This is a genomic window from Pseudomonas sp. MWU12-2345 (genome assembly GCF_023242385.1).
Taxonomy (GTDB): domain Bacteria; phylum Pseudomonadota; class Gammaproteobacteria; order Pseudomonadales; family Pseudomonadaceae; genus Aquipseudomonas; species Aquipseudomonas gingeri_D.
The window spans coordinates 1,373,207-1,394,715 of record NZ_JALLJA010000001.1; the positions used below are offsets into that span (position 1 = coordinate 1,373,207).

At 63.7% G+C, this 21,509-nt stretch carries 19 protein-coding genes; 6 read left to right on the forward strand and 13 right to left on the reverse strand.

What is annotated here, in order from left to right; translation table 11 throughout:
• Positions 1–14: 14 nt before the first annotated feature.
• The 6 genes from M5C71_RS05770 to M5C71_RS05795 all read right to left on the reverse strand — a co-directional run bounded on the left by M5C71_RS05770 (position 15) and on the right by M5C71_RS05795 (position 8,632).
• On the reverse strand, positions 15–1,313 hold the full coding sequence (locus tag M5C71_RS05770) for an acetyl-CoA C-acetyltransferase (protein ID WP_103497229.1): 1,299 nt from the start codon (positions 1,311–1,313) through the stop codon (positions 15–17).
• Complete coding sequence (locus M5C71_RS05775) at positions 1,310–2,203, reverse strand: MaoC/PaaZ C-terminal domain-containing protein (RefSeq protein WP_248767490.1); 894 nt, start codon at positions 2,201–2,203, stop codon at positions 1,310–1,312. The genes M5C71_RS05770 and M5C71_RS05775 overlap by 4 nt, the downstream gene beginning before the upstream one ends.
• A 3-nt stretch (positions 2,204–2,206) precedes the next feature.
• Positions 2,207–3,559, reverse strand: a complete 1,353-nt coding sequence (locus M5C71_RS05780) for a 3-oxoacyl-ACP reductase (RefSeq protein ID WP_248767425.1) — start codon at positions 3,557–3,559, stop codon at positions 2,207–2,209.
• 33 nt (positions 3,560–3,592) lie between these two features.
• Complete coding sequence (locus M5C71_RS05785; RefSeq protein WP_248767426.1) at positions 3,593–6,118, reverse strand: acyl-CoA dehydrogenase; 2,526 nt, start codon at positions 6,116–6,118, stop codon at positions 3,593–3,595.
• A 259-nt stretch (positions 6,119–6,377) separates the two neighbouring features.
• A complete protein-coding gene (locus M5C71_RS05790) occupies positions 6,378–7,397 on the reverse strand; it encodes a branched-chain amino acid aminotransferase (protein WP_152739597.1) in 1,020 nt (339 codons plus the stop codon).
• Positions 7,398–7,564: 167 nt separating this feature from the next.
• On the reverse strand, positions 7,565–8,632 hold the full coding sequence (locus M5C71_RS05795) for a sensor domain-containing diguanylate cyclase (protein WP_248767427.1): 1,068 nt from the start codon (positions 8,630–8,632) through the stop codon (positions 7,565–7,567).
• A 302-nt stretch (positions 8,633–8,934) separates the two neighbouring features.
• On the opposite strand from M5C71_RS05795, the gene M5C71_RS05800 reads away from it, so the two are divergent.
• Both M5C71_RS05800 and M5C71_RS05805 read left to right on the forward strand, forming a co-directional pair.
• Positions 8,935–9,276, forward strand: coding sequence for an FKBP-type peptidyl-prolyl cis-trans isomerase (locus M5C71_RS05800; protein ID WP_152739549.1), 342 nt, complete (start codon positions 8,935–8,937; stop codon positions 9,274–9,276).
• A 92-nt stretch (positions 9,277–9,368) separates the two neighbouring features.
• Positions 9,369–10,208 carry an NAD-dependent protein deacetylase gene (locus tag M5C71_RS05805; protein ID WP_152739550.1) on the forward strand — a complete coding sequence of 280 codons (840 nt, stop codon included), beginning with the start codon at positions 9,369–9,371 and terminating at the stop codon, positions 10,206–10,208.
• Here the strand turns inward: M5C71_RS05805 and M5C71_RS05810 are convergent, their stop codons facing one another.
• Entirely contained in the window at positions 10,209–10,796 is a 588-nt protein-coding gene (locus M5C71_RS05810; protein ID WP_177098828.1) for a hydrolase, read from the reverse strand.
• A 103-nt stretch (positions 10,797–10,899) separates the two neighbouring features.
• On the opposite strand from M5C71_RS05810, the gene M5C71_RS05815 reads away from it, so the two are divergent.
• Positions 10,900–11,514: a TetR/AcrR family transcriptional regulator gene (locus M5C71_RS05815; protein ID WP_177098829.1), complete on the forward strand. Its 615-nt coding sequence runs from the start codon at positions 10,900–10,902 to the stop codon at positions 11,512–11,514.
• A gap of 64 nt (positions 11,515–11,578) precedes the next feature.
• Here the strand turns inward: M5C71_RS05815 and M5C71_RS05820 are convergent, their stop codons facing one another.
• Positions 11,579–12,280 carry a glutathione S-transferase N-terminal domain-containing protein gene (locus M5C71_RS05820; RefSeq protein WP_248747403.1) on the reverse strand — a complete coding sequence of 234 codons (702 nt, stop codon included), beginning with the start codon at positions 12,278–12,280 and terminating at the stop codon, positions 11,579–11,581.
• Between the two features lie 159 nt (positions 12,281–12,439).
• Between M5C71_RS05820 and M5C71_RS05825 the strand changes: the two genes are divergently transcribed.
• Positions 12,440–12,664 carry a YgdI/YgdR family lipoprotein gene (locus tag M5C71_RS05825; protein WP_103497220.1) on the forward strand — a complete coding sequence of 75 codons (225 nt, stop codon included), beginning with the start codon at positions 12,440–12,442 and terminating at the stop codon, positions 12,662–12,664.
• Between the two features lie 10 nt (positions 12,665–12,674).
• Here the strand turns inward: M5C71_RS05825 and M5C71_RS05830 are convergent, their stop codons facing one another.
• The 4 genes from M5C71_RS05830 to lexA are packed head-to-tail and all read right to left on the reverse strand — an operon-like array spanning position 12,675 to position 18,427.
• Entirely contained in the window at positions 12,675–15,755 is a 3,081-nt protein-coding gene (locus tag M5C71_RS05830; protein WP_248767428.1) for an error-prone DNA polymerase, read from the reverse strand.
• Positions 15,752–17,170: a DNA polymerase Y family protein gene (locus tag M5C71_RS05835; RefSeq protein WP_248767429.1), complete on the reverse strand. Its 1,419-nt coding sequence runs from the start codon at positions 17,168–17,170 to the stop codon at positions 15,752–15,754. The genes M5C71_RS05830 and M5C71_RS05835 overlap by 4 nt, the downstream gene beginning before the upstream one ends.
• 7 nt (positions 17,171–17,177) lie before the next feature.
• Complete coding sequence (gene imuA / locus M5C71_RS05840; protein WP_177098832.1) at positions 17,178–17,810, reverse strand: translesion DNA synthesis-associated protein ImuA; 633 nt, start codon at positions 17,808–17,810, stop codon at positions 17,178–17,180.
• Positions 17,807–18,427 carry a transcriptional repressor LexA gene (gene lexA / locus M5C71_RS05845; protein WP_103497216.1) on the reverse strand — a complete coding sequence of 207 codons (621 nt, stop codon included), beginning with the start codon at positions 18,425–18,427 and terminating at the stop codon, positions 17,807–17,809. The genes imuA and lexA overlap by 4 nt, the downstream gene beginning before the upstream one ends.
• Positions 18,428–18,773: 346 nt before the next feature.
• Between lexA and M5C71_RS05850 the strand changes: the two genes are divergently transcribed.
• Together M5C71_RS05850 and M5C71_RS05855 are read left to right on the forward strand one after the other, a co-directional pair.
• On the forward strand, positions 18,774–19,031 hold the full coding sequence (locus M5C71_RS05850; protein WP_177098833.1) for an Os1348 family NHLP clan protein: 258 nt from the start codon (positions 18,774–18,776) through the stop codon (positions 19,029–19,031).
• A 203-nt stretch (positions 19,032–19,234) separates the two neighbouring features.
• A complete protein-coding gene (locus tag M5C71_RS05855) occupies positions 19,235–20,383 on the forward strand; it encodes an HEXXH motif-containing putative peptide modification protein (protein WP_248767430.1) in 1,149 nt (382 codons plus the stop codon).
• Positions 20,384–20,403: 20 nt separating this feature from the next.
• Here the strand turns inward: M5C71_RS05855 and M5C71_RS05860 are convergent, their stop codons facing one another.
• Entirely contained in the window at positions 20,404–21,420 is a 1,017-nt protein-coding gene (locus tag M5C71_RS05860) for a succinylglutamate desuccinylase/aspartoacylase family protein (RefSeq protein ID WP_248767431.1), read from the reverse strand.
• Between the last annotated feature and the right edge of the window lie 89 nt (positions 21,421–21,509).

The following is a 21,509-nucleotide window of genomic DNA, read 5'->3' on the forward strand; positions in this document are numbered from 1 at the left end:
TCCTTGTTGTTGTTTTATTTTTCGACGATGGCGGTCACACCCAGCCCGCCGGCGGCACATACGGAGATCAGTCCACGGCCCTGGCCGCGCTCGTCAATCGCCTTGGCCAGGGTCGCCAGCAAGCGCCCACCAGTGGCGGCAAACGGATGCCCGCAGGCCAGGGAACCGCCGTTGACGTTGAGTTTGCTACGGTCGATCGAACCCAACGCCGCATCCAGGCCAAGGCGCTCACGGCAATAGTCGGGGTCTTCCCAGGCCTTCAGGGTGCAGAGCACCTGGGCGGCAAAGGCTTCGTGGATCTCGTAGAAGTCAAAGTCCTGCAAACCCAGGCCTTCGCGGGCGAGCATCCGTGGCACGGCGTAGGCCGGCGCCATCAGCAGGCCCTCGGTGCCGTCGACAAAATTCACCGCCGCGGTTTCGCCGGTACGCAGGTAAGCCAGCACCCGCTGGTTGTTCGCCTGCGCCCATTCCTCGCTTGCCAGCAGGACCACCGAGGCGCCATCGGTCAATGGCGTCGAGTTGCCGGCGGTCAGGGTGCCGCTGCGTTGGTCGTAGACCGGCCCCAGGCCGGCCAGTCTCTCCAGGCTGGCATCGGCGCGCAGGTTGTTATCGCGTTTCAGCCCGCGATAGGGGCTGATCAGATCATCGAAGAAACCGCGTTTGTAGGCGGCATCGAGGCGTTGGTGACTGGTCAGCGCCAGTTCGTCCTGGGCCAGTCGGCGGATCTGCCAACGCTTGGCCATCTCCTCGCAATGCTCGCCCATGGACAACCCGGTGCGCGGTTCGCCGTTGCGCGGCAGCAGGGGTTTGAAGAACATCCCCGGACGTACCCCGAGCAGGCTGCGCAGCTTGTCGCCCAGGCTTTTGGAGCGATTGGCCCGCAGGAGGATCTGGCGCAAGGCTTCGTTGATCGCGATGGGCGCGTCCGAGGTGGTATCGGCGCCACCGGCAATCCCCACGTCGATCTGCCCCAGGGCAATCTTGTTGGCCACCAGCAACGCCGCCTCAAGGCCGGTGCCACAGGCTTGCTGCACATCGTAGGCCGGGGTCTCTGGCGACAAGGTGGTGGACAGCAGGGACTCGCGGGCCAGGTTGAAGTCCCGCGAATGCTTGATCACCGCCCCGGCGGCGAATTCCCCCAGGCGCTTGCCCTCAAGGCCGTGGCGATCGATCAGGCCCTGCAAGGCCGCCACCAGCAGGTCCTGGTTGCTGTCCTGGGCGTACACCGTATTGGAGCGGGCAAATGGAATGCGATTGCCACCGAGGATGGCGACCCGACGCACCGGCGCCGGGTTGAAAGCGTAGGTACTCATGACTGATCTCCCCGGATAAAGAGTCCACGCATATGCGGTTTGTCACCTGCCGCGTTGCGCACTTCGAATTCATGACGCGAGCCTGTCGGCGGCACATTCCACAGCGTGGCGCTGCCGGGCAGGAAGATTGGCAGCTTGAACTCGCAGGTCAGCTCCGCGGCGGCCAACGGCTGTGGCGGTTGTTGCGCCGCCAGTGCGCGGCCCAGGGTCCACATGCCATGGGCAATAGGCCGCCGGAACCCGAACAGGCGCGCCCCCAGCCAGGAGATATGGATCGGGTTGTAATCGCCGCAGATCCGGGCAAAACGCCGCCCCAGGTCCGCTGGCAAGGACCAGCGCTGAGTGCGCACCAGGGCAGCTTCATCCAGGTCCAATACGCCCTGCCAGGGCTCACCCTGGGGAGCGGCCACCCCACGGCGCAGATACAGGCTTTCGCCTTCCCACACCAGGCCGCCGCCACCTTTGGCCCGCGTCACGATCAGCACCGCCTGGCCCTTGGGGTGCGCCACCCAGCGCTCGCAATGCACTTCCAGACGCAGGGCCTGCCCGGCCTCCAGGCGTTGGTACTGGCGAATGCGATTGGCCAGATGGACCATGCCGCTGGCCGGCCAGGGAAAGGCCGGACTGGTCAGCAACAGCAGGTGCAGAGGCAAGGCCAGGTTATGGGGAAACGACAGCGGCACCCCGTGCTCGGGACGAAAACCGCAGGCCCGGGCGTAACGGACGATGTCCGCCTCCAACAGCTCCACCGCCGGCCGCACCAGTTGCTCGTCGGGCAAGCGTGGTAGGCCTTCGAGCTTGGGCTTGCGCAAGCTACGCAGGCCGAGCCAGAGCAAACGGACGCCGGAAGGCGGCGGGTCGATAAGACGAATGGAGGAATCGGCTTTCATCATTCAGGCCCCCAGCAGGCTTTGCCCGCAGACGCGGACCACCTGTCCATTGATCCCGCCGGAAGCCGGATGCACCAGCCAGGCAATGGCCTGGGCGACGTCCTCGGGCTGTCCGCCCTGAGAGAGTGAGTTCATCCGTCGCCCCGCTTCACGGATCAGCAACGGAATCTTCGCGGTCATCTGCGTCTCGATAAACCCCGGTGCCACCGCGTTGACCGTGACCTGCTGGCGCGCCGCCAACGGTGCCAGGCCTTGCACCAGGCCGATCACACCAGCCTTGGACGTGGCGTAGTTGCTTTGCCCCAGGTTGCCGGCGATACCGGAAATCGACGACACCCCGATAATACGCCCGCCGGGATTGATCGCCTGGCCCTCCAGTAAAGCCGTGCTCAACCGCAACGGTGCCTCCAGGTTCACCGCCAGGACCTTGCGCCAGGCGGCTTCGGTCATTTTCGCCAGGGTCTTGTCCTGGGTGATGCCGGCGTTGTGCACGACGATATCGAACGCACCTTGCTCGCCGGCGAATGCCAGCAGTTGTTCGGCCGCCTGGGGCGCGGTGATGTCCAGGGCCAGCGCGGTGCCCCCGAGGGAGGCCGCCACCCCCTGCAACTCGGCTTCCACGGCAGGGATATCCAGGCAGACGACCTGGGCGCCCTCACCCGCCAACACCTGGGCGATAGACAGGCCGATACCGCGACACGCCCCGGTGACCAGGGCACGGCGCCCGGTCAGCGGTTTGTCCCAGAGGATATCCCTGGGCACGTCCACCGGTTCGGCGATCCGCACCACCTGGCCAGAGACAAAGGCGGAACGCCGGGACAGGAAGAAACGCAGGCTGCTGTCCATTTCCGCTTCGGCCCCCGGCTCGACATACAGCAGTTGCGCGGTGATCGCTCGCCGCAGCTCCTTGCCCAGGGAGCGCACGAAGCCCTCCAGGGCCCGCTGCGCCACCGTCTGGCCGAGCGACGTGCAGTGTTCCGGCGGCGTGCCGAGGACCAGCACCCGGCCGTGGGCACTCAGGCGCCGGACATTGGCGTGGAAGAAGCGGTACAACTCGTCCAGCTGCTGCACATCAGCCAGGCCGCTGGCATCGAACACCAGCCCCCGGACCTTGACCGTCGACGGCGCATCGAGGCTCGCGGGGAGCGCCGCCACAGTCTCGGTGGCCGCAAAGTTCCGTTGCAGCTCGCCCAACAAGCGGCCCTGGGGCCCGGCGGCCAGCACCACCGGATTGAGCAGGTTGCCCGCTTGCCCTGGGCGATAACGTTGCAACGGCAGCGGTTGCGGCAGGCCCAGGGTCCGGGCCAGCCAGTGGCCCCAGGGGGTATTGACGAATGAAAGGTAACCGTCAGCCATGAATAGATTCCGATAAAAACCCGAGAAACATCATTAAACCGGGTTGCCCGCGGCCACCCGACGCTTGCCCAGGCTCTTGTCCGCCTGATCGATATGCGCCTGGCGCCGCTGCAACGCCTCCAACAGACCAAAGTCCTGGGGAAAATCATCCACCTGGATTGCATGGTCGGCATATTCAACATAGCGCCCGAGCAGCTCACCCTCCTCGCCGCTGATCAGTTGCGCGGCCAGGGCCTGGGTCCGCCAGGGCGCAAATGCCTCGCGGGAAATCGGCAACGGCGCGAGCAGCCCTTGGCGCACGGCCGGTTTCAGGCGTGCTTCGATCAGATCCACCTGGGGCTGCAGCCGGAATGCCAGTTCACCGTAGGCCAGCTTGTCGATATCCGGCTGCGGCATATAGGAGTCGGCCAACAGCCGGTCGCGGCTCTCGCCGGGGGTTTGCACCAGCTCGGCGACTTCCGCCAGCAACCGGTCGGAAGGTTTGCGCAGGACAATGCCGAACGGAAACGCCAGGCCGCGAATCACTCGGCTGGCGGCTTTCGAAGGATAGTTGTCGAGGGTTTCACTCAAGGCTTCATGGGCCCGCCACAGGGCATCCTGGGCCGCCCAGTGCACCAGGGGCAGGTCCGCCCGGGGCCGGCCATCGTCCTCGAAGCGCTTGAGGACGCAGGACAGGATGTACAGTTGCGAGAGAATATCGCCGAGCCGCCCGGTGATGCTTTCCTTGCGTTTCAGCGCCCCGCCCAGCACGCCCATGGAAATATCCGAAACCAGCGCCAGCACCACCGACAGGCGTTCGATCTGCCGGTAGTAAGGGGCCAGGGCCGGATCGGTTTTCACCGGGGCCTTGAGCAACCGCCCCGCCGTCAACCCGTGCACCGCGGCCCGGACGGTGTTGGCCAGGACAAAGCCGATATGCCCGAACATCGCCCTGTCGAAAGCTTCCAGCCCTTCAGGCCCCTGGCGCCGCGCCGCCTCCATTTCACGCAACACGTAGGGATGGCAGCGAATCAGCCCCTGGCCGTAGATGATCAGGCAGCGAGTCATGATATTCGCGCCCTCCACCGTGATGGCAATCGGGCTTTGCTGGTAGGCCCGGGCCAGGAAATTGTTCGGCCCCATGCAGATGCCCTTGCCGGCGGCGATGTCCATGCCGTCGTTGACAATGGCCCGGGCCCGCTCGGTCACGTGGTACTTGGCGATAGCGGAGATCACCGAGGGTTTCTCGCCGGCATCCAGGGCCGCCACCGACACCTTGCGCACCGCATCACAGGCATACAGATGCCCGGCCATGCGCGCCAGTGGCGCCTGCACGCCTTCGAACTTGCCGATGGGCAGGCCGAACTGTTTACGCATCGCGGCATAGGCCGTGGTCCCGCGCACGGCGACCTTGCCCAGGCCGACATTCGCCGAGGGCAACGAAATCGCCCGGCCGGCGGCCAGGCACTCCATCAGCATGCGCCAGCCATTGCCGACCTGCTCACGACCGCCGATCACCCACTCCAGCGGAATAAAGACATCCTTGCCCTGGGTCGGCCCGTTCTGGAACACCGCGTTGAGCGGCCAGTGCCGGCGACCGTGCTGTACCCCCGGATGGGACGTGGGGATCAGCGCGCAGGTAATCCCCAGACTGCCCGGACTGCCCAGCAGGCCATCCGGGTCTTCGGCGCGGAACGCCAGGCCGAGCACCGTGGCAATCGGCCCCAGGGTGATATAGCGCTTGTCCCAGGTCACGCTGAAACCCAGCACTTCCTGGCCTTCGAAAGTGCCCTTGCAGACCACCCCGAGATCGGGAATCGCCCCGGCGTCGGAACCGGCGTAGGGACTGGTGAGGGCGAAACAGGGAATGTCCTCGCCCCGGGCCAGGCGCGGCAGATAGTACTGGCGCTGGGCCTCGGTGCCGTAATGCAGGAGCAGTTCGGCCGGGCCCAGGGAATTGGGCACCATCACCGAGATCGCCGCCGCCGAGCAGCGGGTCGAGAGCTTCATCACCACCTGGGAGTGCGCGTAGTGGGAGAAGCCTTTGCCGCCGTATTGGCGGGGAATGATCATGCCGAGAAAGCCGGCCTCCCTGGTGTACTGCCAGGCCTGGGGCGACAGGTCCTGCCAGACCTGGGTGGTTTCCCAGTCGTTGGCCATGTCGCAGAGGGTTTCCACCTCGTTGTCGAGGAAGGCTTGCTCCTGCGCGCTCAAACGTGCCGGCGCGGCGCCCAGCAGGCGCTGCCAACGGGGTTTGCCGCTGAACAGCTCTGCGTCCCACCAGACGGTCCCGGACTCGATCGCCGCGCGTTCGGTGTCGGACATGGCCGGCATGATCTGGCGGAACAGGACCAGGGCCCGGCGCGAGAGCAAGGCCCGGCGCAAGGGCCTGACCGCCAGCACCATGGCCGGGACCAGGAGCAACAGAGCACCGATGGCGGTGCCCAGTGGCCCGACCACGCCGAACAGATAACCACCGGCCAGCCAGACCAGCACGCCCGCCAACCACAAGCGCGCGGACGCCTGCCGATACCCCAGGGCCAAGGCCCCCGCCACAGCCAGCAACAACCAGAAAGTCATGAGCACACCTCTTTGAACAGTCAGGGGAAACCACGGGCACCGATCGTAAATGGCACCTTGGGCCAGTCATCGCCACGACGACCCATTGGCTCTACCTTACAAAGAATAGGCATTATTTAAAATTATTTTTTAAAATAAATATTTAATCATTCTGAATGAACAGGGCACGGTGGCAAGACGACACATACAAAAAAAAGCCCGACCTGATTGCTCAGGTCGGGCTCTTCAGAAGACTGCCCGGATCAGGCCGCCATACGCATCAGACCTTGACGATCCAACCCGCCGGGGCTTCGACGTCACCGGTCTGCACGCCGGTCAGTTCGTTGTACAGGCGCTGGGTCACCGGACCGACTTCAGTCTCGCTGTGGAACACGTGCAGCTTGCCGTTGTACTCGATGCCACCGATCGGCGTGATCACCGCGGCGGTACCGCAGGCACCGGCTTCCTTGAAGTCGGCGATCTTGTCGATCAGCACATCGCCTTCGATGACCTTCAGGCCCAGGCGCGATTCGGCCAGTTCGATCAGCGACAGACGGGTGATACCCGGCAAGACCGAAGGCGACTTCGGCGTGACGAACTCGTTGTTGCGGGTGATGCCGAAGAAGTTGGCCGAACCGACTTCCTCGATCTTCGAGTGGGTCAGCGGGTCCAGGTAGATGCTGTCGGCGAAGCCGCGCTTCTTGGCCTCGGCGCCCGGCATCAGGCTGGCGGCATAGTTGCCACCGACCTTGGCCGCGCCGGTGCCTTGCGGAGCGGCACGGTCATAGCTGGAGATCACGAAGTTGTGCGGCTTCATGCCGCCCTTGAAGTAGGCGCCGACCGGAATGCAGAAGATCGAGAAGATGAACTCGGGCGCGGTACGCACGCCGATGTTGTCGCCCACGCCGATCACGAACGGGCGCAGGTACAGCGCGCCGCCGGTGCCGTAAGGCGGGATGAAACGTTCGTTGGCGCGGACCACCTGCTTGCAGGCTTCGATAAACACATCGGTCGGTACGTGCGGCATCAGCAGGCGCGAGCAGCTGCGTTGCATGCGCGCGGCGTTCTGGTCAGGACGGAACAGGTTGATCGAACCGTCCTTGCAACGGTAAGCCTTCATGCCTTCGAAGCACTGCTGGCCGTAGTGCAGCGCGGTCGAACCTTCGCTGATATGCAGGACGTTGTCTTCGGTCAGCGCACCCTTGTCCCACTCACCGTTACGGTAGTACGACAGGTAGCGCTTGTCGGTCTTGACGTAATCGAAACCCAGCTTGTCCCAGTTAATGCTTTCCTGACCCATGGCACCCTCAATCATCTGATAACCGCCTGAATCGCTCAGGCTTATGACATTTTTTTCGCAGGCAACCACAATACTCTATTCAGACAGGAAATCGCAGCCTGGACGACGTGCATGTCCCACATGCGTTTATGCCCGGTCCTTCCACGCCGCACGCCGGCGGGAGACCTTCAGTCGGCATGCACGGCCTGGCGTCCGAAGCGGTATTGGTTGTTGCCGCTGCGCTTGGCTTCGTACATCGCCAGGTCGGCGGTATGGATCAGCGTATCCATGCTCGGCGCATGATCCGGGAATACCCCCACCCCCAGGCTGCAGCCGATCTGCACCGGTTGAGCGCCGAGAGTAATCGGCATCGATAACTCGACGAGGATTTTCTCGCACAGCAGGTGAACCTCCTCCAACCTGCCGTTGCCCTGCTGGGCCAGCCCTTCGAGGACCAACACGAACTCATCGCCACCGATGCGCGCCACCGTATCCGAGGTCCGCATCAGGTTTTTCAGGCGGGTTGCCGTGGTGACCAGGATCCGATCACCGGCCGCATGCCCGTGTACATCGTTGATGTCCTTGAAACCGTTGAGGTCGAGGAACACCAGGATCACCCGGGAGGCCTGGGTACGGGCACGTTCCAGAGCCCTGGACAAACGCTCCTCCAGCACCAGCCGATTGGGCAGCCCGGTCAGTGCGTCGTGGTGGGCCAGGGTATGCAACTGGCTGGCCCAGGCCTTTTCCTCGGTGATATCACGCACCACCCCCATCATCTTGATCGCCGAGTCATGGATGTTCTTCACCACATTGCCGGTCTCGCGCAACCAGTGGACGCTGCCGTCCGGCCAGATCACCCGGTATTCCTCGTCGTGGTTCTCGCCGGTCTCGATGCAACGCGCCTCCCCGGCCCGCACCCTGGCCCGGTCTTCGGGGTGCACGCTGGCGCAGAACAGTTCGTAGGACGGGATCACCTCGCCCACCTTGTAGCCGAACATGCCGTAGATGGCCTCCGACCAGTAGAGCTTCTCGGTATCGACGTCCCAGTCCCAGGTGCCGATGCGGGCAAAGTACTGGCTGCGCTTGAAACGTTCGACATCGTCGGCGGCTTCGACCCGTCGGTGACATTCGTTCACCTGCTGCAACAGTGCCCGGCATTCGGCCAGTTCCCGACGAGCCTTGCGCTCACGACGAAACAGCACCGCGATCAAGGCGATCACGGGCACGACGACAACGACCTCAAGCCATGGGGTCATGATTGAAAACCAAGGGATTTGAACATGGACACACGACGACTAAATGGCCAGTGGCTATCTTAATCCACACTGAACGTGCGCCCATGTTTTTTTAGTGGGCCGCCGTTTCGGCCATCAACAACTGATGAACGCCGAAACCGGCCATGACTCCGGCCGCCGCTCAAACGCACCGCCTCAAGCACCGTGCTACCCCAACGCTCCTGCAGGCCGGGAATTGCCGACAACTCATTGCTAAATCAGCCTTATTCTGAGAAAACGCCTGCCAGACAGGGCCCCTGCGCCAATTAACGGGAGAGGAACCAATGAATAACGAATTACAGATCACCGACGTCCGCCCAGGCGACGGCAAGGCCGTGGTCAAGGGCGCGCTGATCACCACGCATTATCGCGGTACGCTCGAAGATGGCAGCGAGTTCGACTCGTCCCACAGCCGTGGCAAGCCGTTCCAGTGCGTGATCGGCACAGGACGAGTGATAAAGGGCTGGGATATCGGCCTGATGGGCATGAAAGTCGGCGGCAAACGCCGATTGTTCGTGCCGGCGCACCTGGCCTACGGAGAACGCGGCATGGGCTCACTCGTCGCACCAGGTGCCGACCTGACCTTTGAAATCGAGTTGCTGGAAGTGCTGACACGGGACGATTGAGCACACCTGCGTCTATCCTTGAGCTTCGATCACGACGACATGCACGGCCCCATCACCGCCGTGTCAGCCGCTCGATAACCGGAGATGTCCCCATGCCCGATCCGCAAGTCAGCGCGGCCCTGGAAACGCTCTTGCCACTGATGGCCGAGCAGCCCTTTCTGGTGCTCACCGGCGCCGGTATCAGCACCTCTTCCGGCATCCCGGATTACCGCGACAGCGACGGCGTGCGCAGGGGTAAACCGCCGATGATGATTCAGGAATTCCTCGGCTCGCCCCAGGCCCGGCGCCGCTACTGGGCCAGGGCCATGCTCGGCTGGCCGCGGGTGCGCATGGCCCGGCCGAACGCCGCCCACCGGGCGCTGGCCAGCCTGCAGGCGCAACACCGCCTCAGCGGCCTGATCACCCAGAACGTCGATACCCTGCATGAGCAGGCCGGCAGTCACGATGTCATCGAGCTGCATGGCAGCCTGCACAAGGTCCTGTGCCTGGATTGCGGCGCTCGCCTGGAGCGTGACGCCGTCCAGCTTATGCTGGAGGCGCAGAACCCCTATCTCACGGGGATCGAGGCGGTCCAGGCGCCCGACGGCGACACCCTGCTGGACGCCGCCTTCGAGTCGCGCTTCCAAGTACCCCACTGCCCGCAGTGCGATGGCGATCGCTTGAAACCCGACGTAGTGTTCTTCGGCGAAAACGTCGCCCCGCTCACCGCTGCCAGGGCCCTGGCCAGCGCCGAGCAGGCGGCGGGGTTGCTGGTGATCGGCTCGTCGCTGATGGCCTACTCGGCCTTTCGCCTGTGCAAGCTGATGGCCGAGCGCGGCAAGCCACTGATCGCCATCAACCTGGGCAAGACCCGCGCCGATGAGTTGCTGAACTTCAAGTTCGAAGCCTCGTGCGAACAGTTGCTGCCGCTGCTGGCCGAGCGCCTGGGCTGATCAGCAACGGATGGGCAACGCCTCGATCAGCGCCTGGGTCGAACGGACCCGGGCAATGCGCGGCATGACCTTCTCCATGGAGAAACGATGGGTGTCTTCGCCGAGGCCCGCGCAGGCGTCTTCGGCCACCACCACGGCGTAGTTGTGGTGCCAGGCATCCCGAGCGGTGGATTCGACCCCGGAGTTACTGGCGATACCACAGACAATCACAGTGGTAATCCCGCGACGACGCAATTGCAGATCCAGTTCGGTGCCGTAGAAGGCACTCCAGTTATGCTTGGTGATCTGCACCGGGGCGTTCAAGGCAGCGATCACAGGGGTCAGCAGCGCCCAGTCTTCCGGCAGGCCGCCCGGCGGCACGGCCATCGGCATATCCACCGGCTGGTTGAGCTTGTCGGCGTAGTCGCTGGCGAAACCCACACGCACCGCAACCACCAAACCACCCGCCTGGGTCAGGTGTTTACCGAGCCGCGCGGCCCGTTCGGCGACCGCCTCCGAGGTATGGGGGGCAACCGGCATGGCCATGATCCCCTGCTGCAGGTCGATGATCACAAGGGCACAGGTACGAGGATCGAGGGTAAGCGACATGATGATCTCCTGATCGACGGACGTCGACTTGCGCAACCAGGCAAGCGCGAACGGCGAAGCTGCGGTTAGAATATGAGGATAGCCTCACAATCAGGATATGAGGATGCCCTCACAAACTTCAAGTAAAAAAAATGTCAGCATCCACACGCCGCGCCTGGAACGCGGCAAGCAGCGCGTGGCCGAGCTGATGGCCGCCGCTGCCCGGGTCTTTGCCGAACAAGGTTATGACGCGGCGACCATGACCGAAGTGGCCGCCCTGGCCCAGGCGTCGATTGGTTCGCTGTACCAGTACTTTCCCACCAAGGCGCTGCTGGCCCAGGCCCTGCACAGCGCGCAACTGGAGATGCTCCGAGGCCGGCTCGAAAGCCTGGCGCCACAGGCACCCAACCTGAGCCCACGACAGATAGCCGAGCGGATACTGGAGGAGTTGTCGCTGTTTCTGGAGGAGAATCCGGCGTTTATCGCCCTGGCTGAGCGGCGCGATATCGACAAGAAAGCCAAGGCCGCCACGCGCTCAGGCTTGCTGTCGCTGCTGACCGGGCTGCTGGCCCAGGCACAACCGCCGCTGCCGGCCGAGCGCCATGCACTGACGGCGGTGATGCTGCTGGAACTGATGAAAATCGCCGTATCGCTCAAGGCCCGTGAGCCCGCCGAGATCGCCGAAGACGTCCTCCAGACGTTCAAGAGCATGTTGGGCCAGCATCTGGACTCACTGTAGAAACTGCCGAAGGCCCTTCGGCAGTTCCCCTGTGCTCCCTGGGTGACAGTGCCGCGCGATCTTTTTATGCCGACGGAATGGTCAGGCCCTTGATCACCGCCGGGCGCGCCACGAACTGCTCCAGGGCGCGGAGCACATGGGGGAAGTCCTGGATGCCCACCAGGTCGCCGGCCTCGTAGAAACCGATCAGGTTGCGAATCCACGGGAAGGTGGCGATATCGGCGATGCTGTAGTCGTCGCCCATGATCCAGCGGCGGCTTTCCAGGCGCTGGTCCAGCACCCCCAGCAGGCGCTTGCTCTCGGCCACGTAACGGTCGCGCGGGCGCTTGTCCTCGTAGTCCTTGCCGGCGAATTTATTGAAGAAACCGAGCTGGCCGAACATCGGTCCGATACCGCCCATCTGAAACATCACCCACTGGATGGTTTCATAGCGCCGCGTCAGGTCCTTGGACATGAAGCGCCCGGTTTTCTCGGCGAGGTAGATCAGGATCGCCCCGGACTCGAACAACGGCAGCGGCTGGCCGTCGGGACCGTTGGGGTCGATGATGGCCGGGATCTTGTTGTTGGGGTTCAACGCCATGAATTCCGGCGTCAGCTGGTCATTGGTGGCGAAACTGACCAGGTGCGCTTCATAGGGCAGGCCCAGCTCTTCGAGCAGGATCGAAACCTTGACGCCGTTGGGCGTAGGCAACGAATAGAGCTGGAGGCGGTCTGGATGTTGTGCAGGCCATTTATGCGTGATGGTGAACTCGGAAAGATCAGTCATGGAAAGCTTCCAGCAAGCGGTAGGGAATGCGGCAACGGGTCAGGACCTTCCACCCGTCCGGGCGCTGATTATAGGCACAGCCGGTGGCCGTGCCTGTAGCGCCGGGCATGAGATTTTTCTGCGCCATGGACCGTCAATCACTGAAACAGAGAGGGCATCATGTATCTGAAAATTCTCAGTCTGCCATTGCTGGCAGCAACATTCCTGAGCGTGGCGGGCTGTTCGACGCCTACGGTGGTGACCTTGCAGAACGGCACCGAGTACATCACCAGGGATACACCCCAAACCCACTCCGCCGATGGTTTCTATGAGTTCAAGGATATTTCCGGCAAAGAGGTGCGGGTCAAGGCGTCCGATGTGGCGACGGTCAAACCGAAGGATTGATATCCAGACCTCAGCGAAAATCCCGGCTGCGCACGGTGATATCCGCCAGCAGTGAACCCAGGTCGCCCAGGCGTCCGGCAATCACATGCCGGACGTCGCCCTCGGATTCCAGGCGCCCGTCGACTTTCAGCAACTGCGCGCCCACCAGCACTTGCCGTTGCCGCTCGGCCAGGTCGCGCCAGACCACCACATTGACGTTGCCGAATTCGTCCTCCAGGGTGACAAAGGTCACCCCGCTGGCCGTGCCCGGTCGCTGGCGTCCGGTGACCAGGCCGACAATGCTCACCGGCCGCCCGTGTTCGACCTCCAGCAGTTCCCGCGAACTGCGACAGCGCATGGCTTGCAATTGCCCGCGCAACAACGCCAGCGGATGCGGCCCCAAGGTCGTGCCGAGACTGGCGTAATCCGCTTGCAGGTCCTCGCCGACACTCGGGCGCGGCAAGGCCACCGGGGTTTCGGTTTGCCTCGACAACCCGGCAAACAGCCCAAGCTGCGCCTCGACCCCAGCCACTTCCCAGCGCGCCTGATAACGGTCGCCCGCCAACCCCTGCAAGGCACCGGCATCGGCCAGCAGTTCCTGAGCCCGGGTATCCAGTCGCGCCCGCTCACCCAGGTCGGCGATATCCTCGAAGCCCCCTGCCTTGCGTGCCACCTCGATCCGCCGCGCGTCCTCCTCGCGAAACCCGCGAATCATACGTAAACCCAGGCGCAACGCCGGCTGCAGGCCATCGGCAGGCTCCAGGCTGCACTCCCAATCGCTGGCCCGCACATCCACCGGACGGATCTGCAACTGATGCCGCCGGGCATCCTGGAGGATCTGATCCGGGCTGTAGAAGCCCATCGGCCAGCTGTTGATCAGCGCACAAGCGAACGCCGCCGGCTCATGGCACTTCAACCAGCAACTGGCGTAGGTCAGCAAGGCAAAGCTGGCGGCATGGGACTCGGGGAAACCGTAGCTGCCAAAACCCTTGATCTGCTCGAAAATCTGCGCGGCAAATTCCGGCGCATAACCGTTCTTCGCCATGCCCTCGGCCAGTCGCAGACGGTGCGGCTCAAGCCCGCCATGGCGTTTCCAGGCGGCCATGGAGCGGCGCAACTGATCGGCCTCGCCCGGGGTGTAGTCCGCCGCCACCACCGCGATCTGCATGACCTGTTCCTGAAACAGCGGCACCCCCAGGGTGCGTTTCAGGACCTCTTCCAGCTCCGGCGACGGGTAGGTCGCAAGCTCCTCCTTGTTTCGCCGGCGCAGGTACGGGTGCACCATGCCGCCCTGGATCGGCCCCGGCCGGACAATCGCCACCTCGATCACCAGGTCGTAGAAATTCTTCGGTTTGAGCCGTGGCAGCATCGACATCTGCGCCCGCGACTCGATCTGGAACACGCCGATGGTGTCGGCCCGGCCGATCATTTCATAGGTCGGCTTATCGTCCGGCGGCAGGCTCGCCAGGGTCCAGCGCGGCCCGCCGCGATACTGCTGCACCAGGTCGAAACAGCGACGCAGCGCGCTGAGCATGCCCAGGGCCAGGACATCGACCTTGAGCAGACCGACCTTGTCCAGGTCGTCCTTGTCCCACTGGATAATCGTCCGTTCGGCCATGGCGGCGTTTTCCACCGGGACCAGGGTCTCCAGCGGTTGCTCGGAAATCACGAAACCGCCTGGATGCTGGGACAGGTGCCGGGGAAAGCCGATCAGTTGCTGGGTCAGCCCCAGGACCCGGCGCAGCACCGGGCTGTCGGGATCGAAACCGTTTTCGCGCAGGCGTTCCGCTGCCGGCGGCTCATCGCTCCAGTGGCCGCAGGCGTCGGCCAGGGCATTGATCTGGTCCGGCGGCAGGCCCAGCGCCTTGGCCACATCGCGCACCGCCCCCGCGCCGTGATAGGTGCTGACCACCGCCGTCAACGCCGCGCGGTTTCGGCCATAACGCCGAAATACGTATTGCAGTACCTCTTCGCGGCGATCGTGCTCGAAGTCGACATCGATATCCGGTGGTTCGTTGCGCTCGCGGGAGAGGAAGCGCTCGAACAGCATGTTGGTGCGATCCGGGTTCAACTCGGTGATCCCCAGGGCATAACACACCACCGAGTTCGCCGCCGAACCGCGCCCCTGGCAGAGAATGCCCTGCCTGCGGGCGAAGTCGACGATATCCTGCACCGTCAGGAAATAACTGTCGTAGTCCAGCTCGGCGATCAGTGTCAGCTCTTTTTCGATCAGGTCGCGAACCCGGGTATTGATCCCTTCCGGCCAACGTCGACGGATGCCCTCCTCCGTCAGATGCCGCAGCCAGGATGTCGGGGTCTGCCCTTCCGGCACCAGCTCACGGGGGTACTGGTAGCGCAGTTGGCCGAGGTCGAAGGTGCAACGCCGGGCAATGACCTGGGTTTCGGCCAGCAAGGACGTCGGATAAATCTCGCGCAAGGCCTCAAGGCTGCGCAGATGTCGCTCGCCATTGGCATGCAACTGCTGCCCGGCATCGGCCACCCGGGTGTGCAGGCGAATGGCGGTCATGGTGTCCTGCAGGGCACGGCGGGCCCGCACATGCATATGCACATCGCCGCTGGCCACGGCGCGAATCGCCAGTTCGTCGGCCAGGGCCAGCAAGCGCGCCAAACGTCGATCATCATCCTGGCCGCAATGCAGTTCCACCGCCAGCCATAGCCGTTCGGGAAAACGCTCGCGCAACCAGCGGCCATCGACGTCGCTAATGCTCTGTTCAGGCAGCCACAACGCCAGTAGCCCAGGCAGCGCCTGCTCGAAGTCCGCCCGCAGCACTTGATAACAACCCTTGTCCGAACGACGCCGGGCCTGGGTGATCAATCGGCAAAGGGCCTGGTAACCCAGCAGGTCTTCCACCAGCAACACTACCCGAGGTCCATTCTCGATCCGCATTTCACTGCCGATGATCAGCGGCAGACCGCTGTCCTGCGCGGCCTGCCAGGCCCGGACAATCCCGGCCAGGGTGCATTCATCGGTGATCGCCAGGGCTTGATAGCCCTGCTCCTTGGCCCGTTCGAACAACTCCCGGGCACTGGAAGCCCCGCGCTGGAAACTGAAGTTCGACAGGCAATGCAGCTCGGCGTATTCGCCACTCATGCGAACCAGCCCTGCAACAGCAAGGGGCCACTTTCCCCCACCGTGCGATAGGCCCAGGCGTGGCGACCGGCACGGGTCTCGATCAGGTAATAATCGCGGCGCACATCCGCGCCGTCCCACCAGCCCGACTCGATCCGCTCCGGCCCCAGCAGGACCCGCGCCGCCTGTTCGGGCAATGGCAACGGCGTTTTGAGCAGCCAGCCGGGGCGCAATGGTCCGGCGGCCGCCAGTGGCTCGGCGGTGCTTGCCGGCAGCGGCTGCCAGGCGCATTCGGGGCGGTGATCGGCCTGGAAACGCAGGCCCTGAACAGCGTCATCACCCAACCGGGCGCGCAGGCGCTCGCGCAGTTGCTCCCAGGGCAGAGACTGTTGCGGGCGTTCGTCGAAGAGTTCGCAATGCTGCGGGACAAAGGCCGGCAGGTCCTCGGCCTCCAGGCGAAAACCACGCACCGCCGCCTCGACCTGGACCTGCTCCAGTCGCCCACGGGCCAGTTCGAAGAGCATCGAAGGGTCACGCTCGGCACTCAGCAGGCCGACCTTGATCCGCGTGTCCGCGACCCCGGCATGTTCCAGGATCAATTCGAAGCGCTGCACACCGCTGTCACGCCCACAGAGAAACGCCGACAGATCCCCGGTCAGGCGACGCAAGGGAAACAGCAAGGCCTGATTCGAGGTCACGTCGAAATTCAACTCGATCCGCGCCACGAAGCGATCCGGCGGCAGGTAGAACGCCAGGGCCAGCGGCCGCTCGCCGAGCAAGGTGTCGAGGTGTTTGAGCAACGACGCCTCGAAGCGCCGCGCCAGGCTATGCCGGGGCAAGGCCAGCACTTGCGCCAGGGTCCGCAGTCCCATGCGCGACAAAGCCGTGGCCGCCTCTTTTTCCAACCCGACCCGGTCGATCGGCATCTGCCCCAGGGCCTGGCGCAAGGACCCGTTGTCCGCCAGGGCCAGACCATCGTAGGCATTGGCCAGGACCCGGGCCGCCGCCGGATTGGGCGCGACCACGATCCGGTGACGAAAGCCCAGGCCGGTCAGTTCTTCACGCAAGCGCGCTTCCAATTGCGGCCAGGGTCCGAACAGGCCCAGGCTGGATTCGATCTCGAACAGCAAGGCCCGCGGATACCGCAGGCTGACCTGGGAACTGAAGCGATAGGCCCAGGCGGCGAGAAACTGCTGCCACTGTTCGATTTCGGCGGGATCGTATTCGGCGCTGGCAAAGGCCTTGGTCAAGGCATGGGCGGCGGTCAGCGATTGACCGGGACACAGGCCCAAGGCCCGCGCCGACGCATTCACCGCCTGCACCACCCGGCGTTGCGGCGAACCCGTCAACAGTGCCAGCGGCGCGTCAGGCTCAGGGGTTCGCCGCAGCACCCCGTCCAGTGCCAATTGCGGAAAAACAATACAGACCCAACGCATACCCGCCTCAATGCCCGGTGCTGAAGGCAATCGGCGCCGAATGGGCCAACCCGCCCCGGCACTTGAGCACCCGCAATTGCGCGGGCCGGCCCTCGACGGCAATCCGCAGGGCCGCCGGCGACGGGTTGATCGCCTCCTCCAGCGAGCGATAGGCGAAGGCCAGGGTCTGGCCGGTTTCCGCCGCCACCTGCAAACGCCGCAGAGCCCGGTCATCCGCCTGTTGCGGCCAGCACAGGACCGCGCCGCAACTGCCGGAACGCAGGCATTGTTCGGCGGCCCACAAGGCATCCCGCGGCGGCGCCTGGATCACCGACAACTGCCGCAGGTCCACCCCCGCGTTCAACCACGCCTGGGGATAGGGCACATGGGGCGGTGCCACCAGGACAATGCGCTCGCCCCGAGCCGACAGCCGCGCCAGGGTCGGCCAGACCAGTTGCAACTCACCGACACCCTCCCCGGCAATCAGGATTTCCGTCAACGCTGCCGGCGGCCAGCCACCGCCGGGCAAAGCGGCGTCGAGGGTCGCGTGGCCGCTGGGCTGGCGATCGGACTGCGGCTCAGCCAGCGGCGCGCCCGCCCGGCCTCTCCACACCCGCCGCTCGTCGAGCAGCGTATCCAGGGCCACCACCGCGCCCCTCATGCCGGCCGTACCAGACCGCAGAACACGCCTTCGATGGACAACTCCTGGTGCTCGGGATCGACAACGATAGGCTCATAGGCCGGGTTGCGCGGCAACAGGCGGATGCCCGCGGCCGTCCGTTCGAAGCGCTTGATGGTGACCTCGCCTTCCAGCCGGGCCACGACGATCTGGCCGTTGCGCACCTCGCCCGTGCGGCGTACCGCCACCAGGTCACCGTCAAGAATGCCATCGCCGATCATCGAGTCGCCCTGCACCTGCAGCAGGTAATCCGGCGCCCGGGAAAACAGGGCGGGGTCGAGCAGCAGGCGGCGATGCTCCTGGGCATCGACATCGATCGGCCGGCCCGCCGCGACCCGGCCCAGCAGCGGGATATCCAGCAACGCGGCCCGGGGCGCCTGATCGAGCAGGCGGATGCCTCGCGCCTGATGGGCGTTGACCTCGATAAAACCGCCCTCGGCCAAAGCCACCACGTGCTTGCGTGCCACGCTGCGGGAGGCGAAACCAAAGGCCTCGGCGATCTCGGCAAGGCTCGGGGGCTGGCCGTTACGCACGATGCGCTCGCGGATAAAGGTCAGGATGGCGGTACGGCGGGGAGTTAAAGTCGTCATGGAGTACATTTGTACTCCTGTGGGATTTCCCTGACAAGAGCCATCAGTCGAGACACGGGCTTACCCATACCCGCTTCGTGAAAGCCAATGGCCAGGTCCGAATATCGGAATAGGTTTCCACTTTTTATATAAGAATAAAGCTACAGAACTATCTCACCCATAAAATATTGAAGCTTCTTTCTTACAACCATAACCAACAACTCTTCGAATCCACCCTATTCAGACTCCATAAAATCAATAAGCACATATTGAAAAATGAAATCATCTTGCTATATTCACTCGGGCATCCTCCATTGAAAACAGCCCCCCTGGCCTGCTCATCTATAAAAGTTTCAACCGTTATCCGGAGACCGACATGCCCCATTCCAACATCCACTCTCAGGAACGTCTCGCCATTATGTTGAACAGAGCAATAAGCGATGAATCATTCGCCGCGCAGTTGCATATCAATCCAGGCAACGCCGGTAAAGACCTGGATATGCCCCTGCGGATCGACGAAGTGGTGGCGCTCAAGGGCCTGGACCTTGCGCAATTGGTGGCGGCCTCGAAAGCCCTGCACAGCCCGCTCACGGCTCGCGCCAGTTTCGACCAGCAACAGGTTCGAACCGATTAAGCCCGCGCCAGCGTCCGAGACATATCGCCGATATAAATATCATGAAGCGTTTGTCAGGCCTTATTAAATAAATTTTCAACGAACGGCTATTAATGTTCGCCTCCCCGAGCACTGCCGACACTTTACATTCTGACGCCTCTCTTTCCTGAAGGAGGGTTATTGCGCGCCCGTCATCTATCGAGTGATATCCCGAGGACACCGACATGACCACCCGATTGCAATCCCAGCTCGACGAACTGTTCCAATACAACACGTTCTTGCCCGATGCCACCCCGGACCGTTTTCACCGTTTGCTCGATCGACTCAGCCAACAGCGCTACAGCACCTTCGCCGCACTCTATGCCGAATGCTTCCAGCGTTTCGAGGGCAATCCCAGGCTCGATCCGTTTTTCTCCAGTGCGGTGCACCTGATCCTGCTGCCGGTCACCCAGCGCCGCCTGATCATCAACGATCCGGTGTTCCAGATCTGGATGGCCCTGGCGTTTCAACATGCCAACGCGGTACTGACCGAACAGGCGGACAACACCGCTTCCTTGCAGGATATGCTCCTGGAGTTGCCGGCAGTGCTGCAACGCATCACCCAGACGGCGGTCGATCACAAGTACTCGAACCACCCGCCGATCCGGCGCTTCAACGTCGACCCGCTGATCGCCGCCACGACACCGCCCAGCTATGAGTTCCCCGAAGACGAAAGCACCCGCAAACACCTGGAGCGCAGTGGTTACTCCCTGCACTTTTTTCGCGACGTGGTCAGCGTTGCCCTGTCGCGTATCGCCAATACCTGGCCGGCCTGCTACGAGCAGTTCCGGCACCTGGTCAAGCTGATCTGCTACCTGCCCGACAGCACCTTCCGCAGCTGTTCGGCGGCGCGCTACACCGGCGTTATCCTGCTTTCGGCCAAGGACCACTCGATTCTGGAAATCGAAGAATCGCTGGTCCATGAAACCACCCACCAACTGTTGTACAGCCTGGTCGAGGTCTGCCCGATCATCGATGAGCAACGCGCCGGGGAACGCCTGTTCAGCCTGCCCTGGTCCGACCTGCAGCGCGATCTCCATGGTTATGTCCATGCCTTCTTCGCCGCGCTTGCCCAGGTCAAATACCTGGAGCGCGTGCGCCAGCGCCCGGCCTCGGAAATGCAACGGGCCGAAGAGCGGATGCTCGACATCCTGCGTGGCCTGATCAAGGCCCTGCCGGAACTTGAGGCCTGTGACGAGTTCACGCCCCGGGGCCGGACCTTCATGGACAATCTTGCCCTGGAGGTGCACGCCCTGCGCAGTCGCCATGCCGGCCTGCTGAGCCAGTCGAGCGCAACGACGGGCAACAAGCCGGCCATGGGCATGGCCGTGTAGAAAACAGGGTTGCCGGCGGGCTAGTTGGGATCGAGCAATCCGCCCGTCCAGTTGTACGACACCCGGCTGCCAGTGAATTTCGCCGCCACCGAACCTTGCGCGATCAGGCGGTCACGGTGGCGGGTGACCATCCGCCCGGCCTGGGCCGCCTGCAGGATCACCTCGGAAGCGGCGTCCCCGGGGCGCCCGACGATCCGGGCAAAACGCTGCCCTTCCTCGACGAAGTCACCCAGTTCCTTTTCAAAGACCAGCACCCCTGGCCGTGGCGCCAGGATTGTCTCCATATGCCCCATCTCCACCGCCTGCACCGGCCAATCCAGCAGCGGCGGTGCCTCGTCGATCACCCCGACAGCACACAGCCAGGCATACAGGCCATCAGCATCCTGCCCGGCCAGGTGATCGCTGACATCGCCCTGTCCGCGCAACTCCAGGGTCGCGGCAAAACGTTGCGCGGTATCGCCGTCGCGCAGCCAGGGAGCGATAAGGGTTTCCTCGAAGGAACCGTCGTCGCCGTCATCCCAGATGATCGCCAGGTCCATCTTCAGCGCCGCCGCCAATGCCTGGCCCTTGGGCCAGAACGCACGGTGGATATAGACATAGGGCAACGCTTCGTCGTCGGTGTGCAGGTCGAGCACCAGGTCCGCCGTGGCCGCCAGTTCCACCAGGCATTTTTGCCAGTGCTGGACATTGGTCGCCGGCCGCACCAGCGCCTGCGACTGGTCGAATGAGCGATTGAAGTTCTGCCCGGTGCCCTCATGAAAGCGCCCGAGAATCCGTCCATGGCGAAACTGCCCGATACCCAGCGGGTTGGCCTGGGGCACCACGGTCACGCGGCCCTTGAGGCGGCCCTCGGACTCGGCTTGTTGAAGGCGTGGCATCAGCAGGTGCAGCACCAGCATGCCGGCGATCTCATCGGCATGCACCCCGGCCTGCAAATGCACCTTCGGCCCCTCGCCGCGGCCCTCGAAGCGCCAGGCGCCGACCCGCAGCTCCTCACCGTTATTGCCCCGGATGCTGAACGAAATATCCCGCGCCATAACCTTGCCCTCTTCTCATAAACGTTGAAAATCAATCCATCGTCAGCCTCGACAGTGGAAATTGAACGTACGTTCAACTAAGCTCGCCA

What these genes read in the sequence shown, in the direction of transcription:
- M5C71_RS05770 (WP_103497229.1), bottom strand. Translation starts at nt 1,313, where the DNA reads ATGAGTACCTACGCTTTCAACCCGGCGCCGGTGCGTCGGGTCGCCATC.
- M5C71_RS05775 (WP_248767490.1), bottom strand. Translation starts at nt 2,203, where the DNA reads ATGAAAGCCGATTCCTCCATTCGTCTTATCGACCCGCCGCCTTCCGGC.
- M5C71_RS05780 (WP_248767425.1), bottom strand. Translation starts at nt 3,559, where the DNA reads ATGGCTGACGGTTACCTTTCATTCGTCAATACCCCCTGGGGCCACTGG.
- M5C71_RS05785 (WP_248767426.1), bottom strand. Translation starts at nt 6,118, where the DNA reads ATGACTTTCTGGTTGTTGCTGGCTGTGGCGGGGGCCTTGGCCCTGGGG.
- M5C71_RS05790 (WP_152739597.1), bottom strand. Translation starts at nt 7,397, where the DNA reads ATGGGTCAGGAAAGCATTAACTGGGACAAGCTGGGTTTCGATTACGTC.
- M5C71_RS05795 (WP_248767427.1), bottom strand. Translation starts at nt 8,632, where the DNA reads ATGACCCCATGGCTTGAGGTCGTTGTCGTCGTGCCCGTGATCGCCTTG.
- M5C71_RS05800 (WP_152739549.1), top strand. Translation starts at nt 8,935, where the DNA reads ATGAATAACGAATTACAGATCACCGACGTCCGCCCAGGCGACGGCAAG.
- M5C71_RS05805 (WP_152739550.1), top strand. Translation starts at nt 9,369, where the DNA reads ATGCCCGATCCGCAAGTCAGCGCGGCCCTGGAAACGCTCTTGCCACTG.
- M5C71_RS05810 (WP_177098828.1), bottom strand. Translation starts at nt 10,796, where the DNA reads ATGTCGCTTACCCTCGATCCTCGTACCTGTGCCCTTGTGATCATCGAC.
- M5C71_RS05815 (WP_177098829.1), top strand. Translation starts at nt 10,900, where the DNA reads ATGCCCTCACAAACTTCAAGTAAAAAAAATGTCAGCATCCACACGCCG.
- M5C71_RS05820 (WP_248747403.1), bottom strand. Translation starts at nt 12,280, where the DNA reads ATGACTGATCTTTCCGAGTTCACCATCACGCATAAATGGCCTGCACAA.
- M5C71_RS05825 (WP_103497220.1), top strand. Translation starts at nt 12,440, where the DNA reads ATGTATCTGAAAATTCTCAGTCTGCCATTGCTGGCAGCAACATTCCTG.
- M5C71_RS05830 (WP_248767428.1), bottom strand. Translation starts at nt 15,755, where the DNA reads ATGAGTGGCGAATACGCCGAGCTGCATTGCCTGTCGAACTTCAGTTTC.
- M5C71_RS05835 (WP_248767429.1), bottom strand. Translation starts at nt 17,170, where the DNA reads ATGCGTTGGGTCTGTATTGTTTTTCCGCAATTGGCACTGGACGGGGTG.
- imuA (WP_177098832.1), bottom strand. Translation starts at nt 17,810, where the DNA reads ATGAGGGGCGCGGTGGTGGCCCTGGATACGCTGCTCGACGAGCGGCGG.
- lexA (WP_103497216.1), bottom strand. Translation starts at nt 18,427, where the DNA reads ATGTACTCCATGACGACTTTAACTCCCCGCCGTACCGCCATCCTGACC.
- M5C71_RS05850 (WP_177098833.1), top strand. Translation starts at nt 18,774, where the DNA reads ATGCCCCATTCCAACATCCACTCTCAGGAACGTCTCGCCATTATGTTG.
- M5C71_RS05855 (WP_248767430.1), top strand. Translation starts at nt 19,235, where the DNA reads ATGACCACCCGATTGCAATCCCAGCTCGACGAACTGTTCCAATACAAC.
- M5C71_RS05860 (WP_248767431.1), bottom strand. Translation starts at nt 21,420, where the DNA reads ATGGCGCGGGATATTTCGTTCAGCATCCGGGGCAATAACGGTGAGGAG.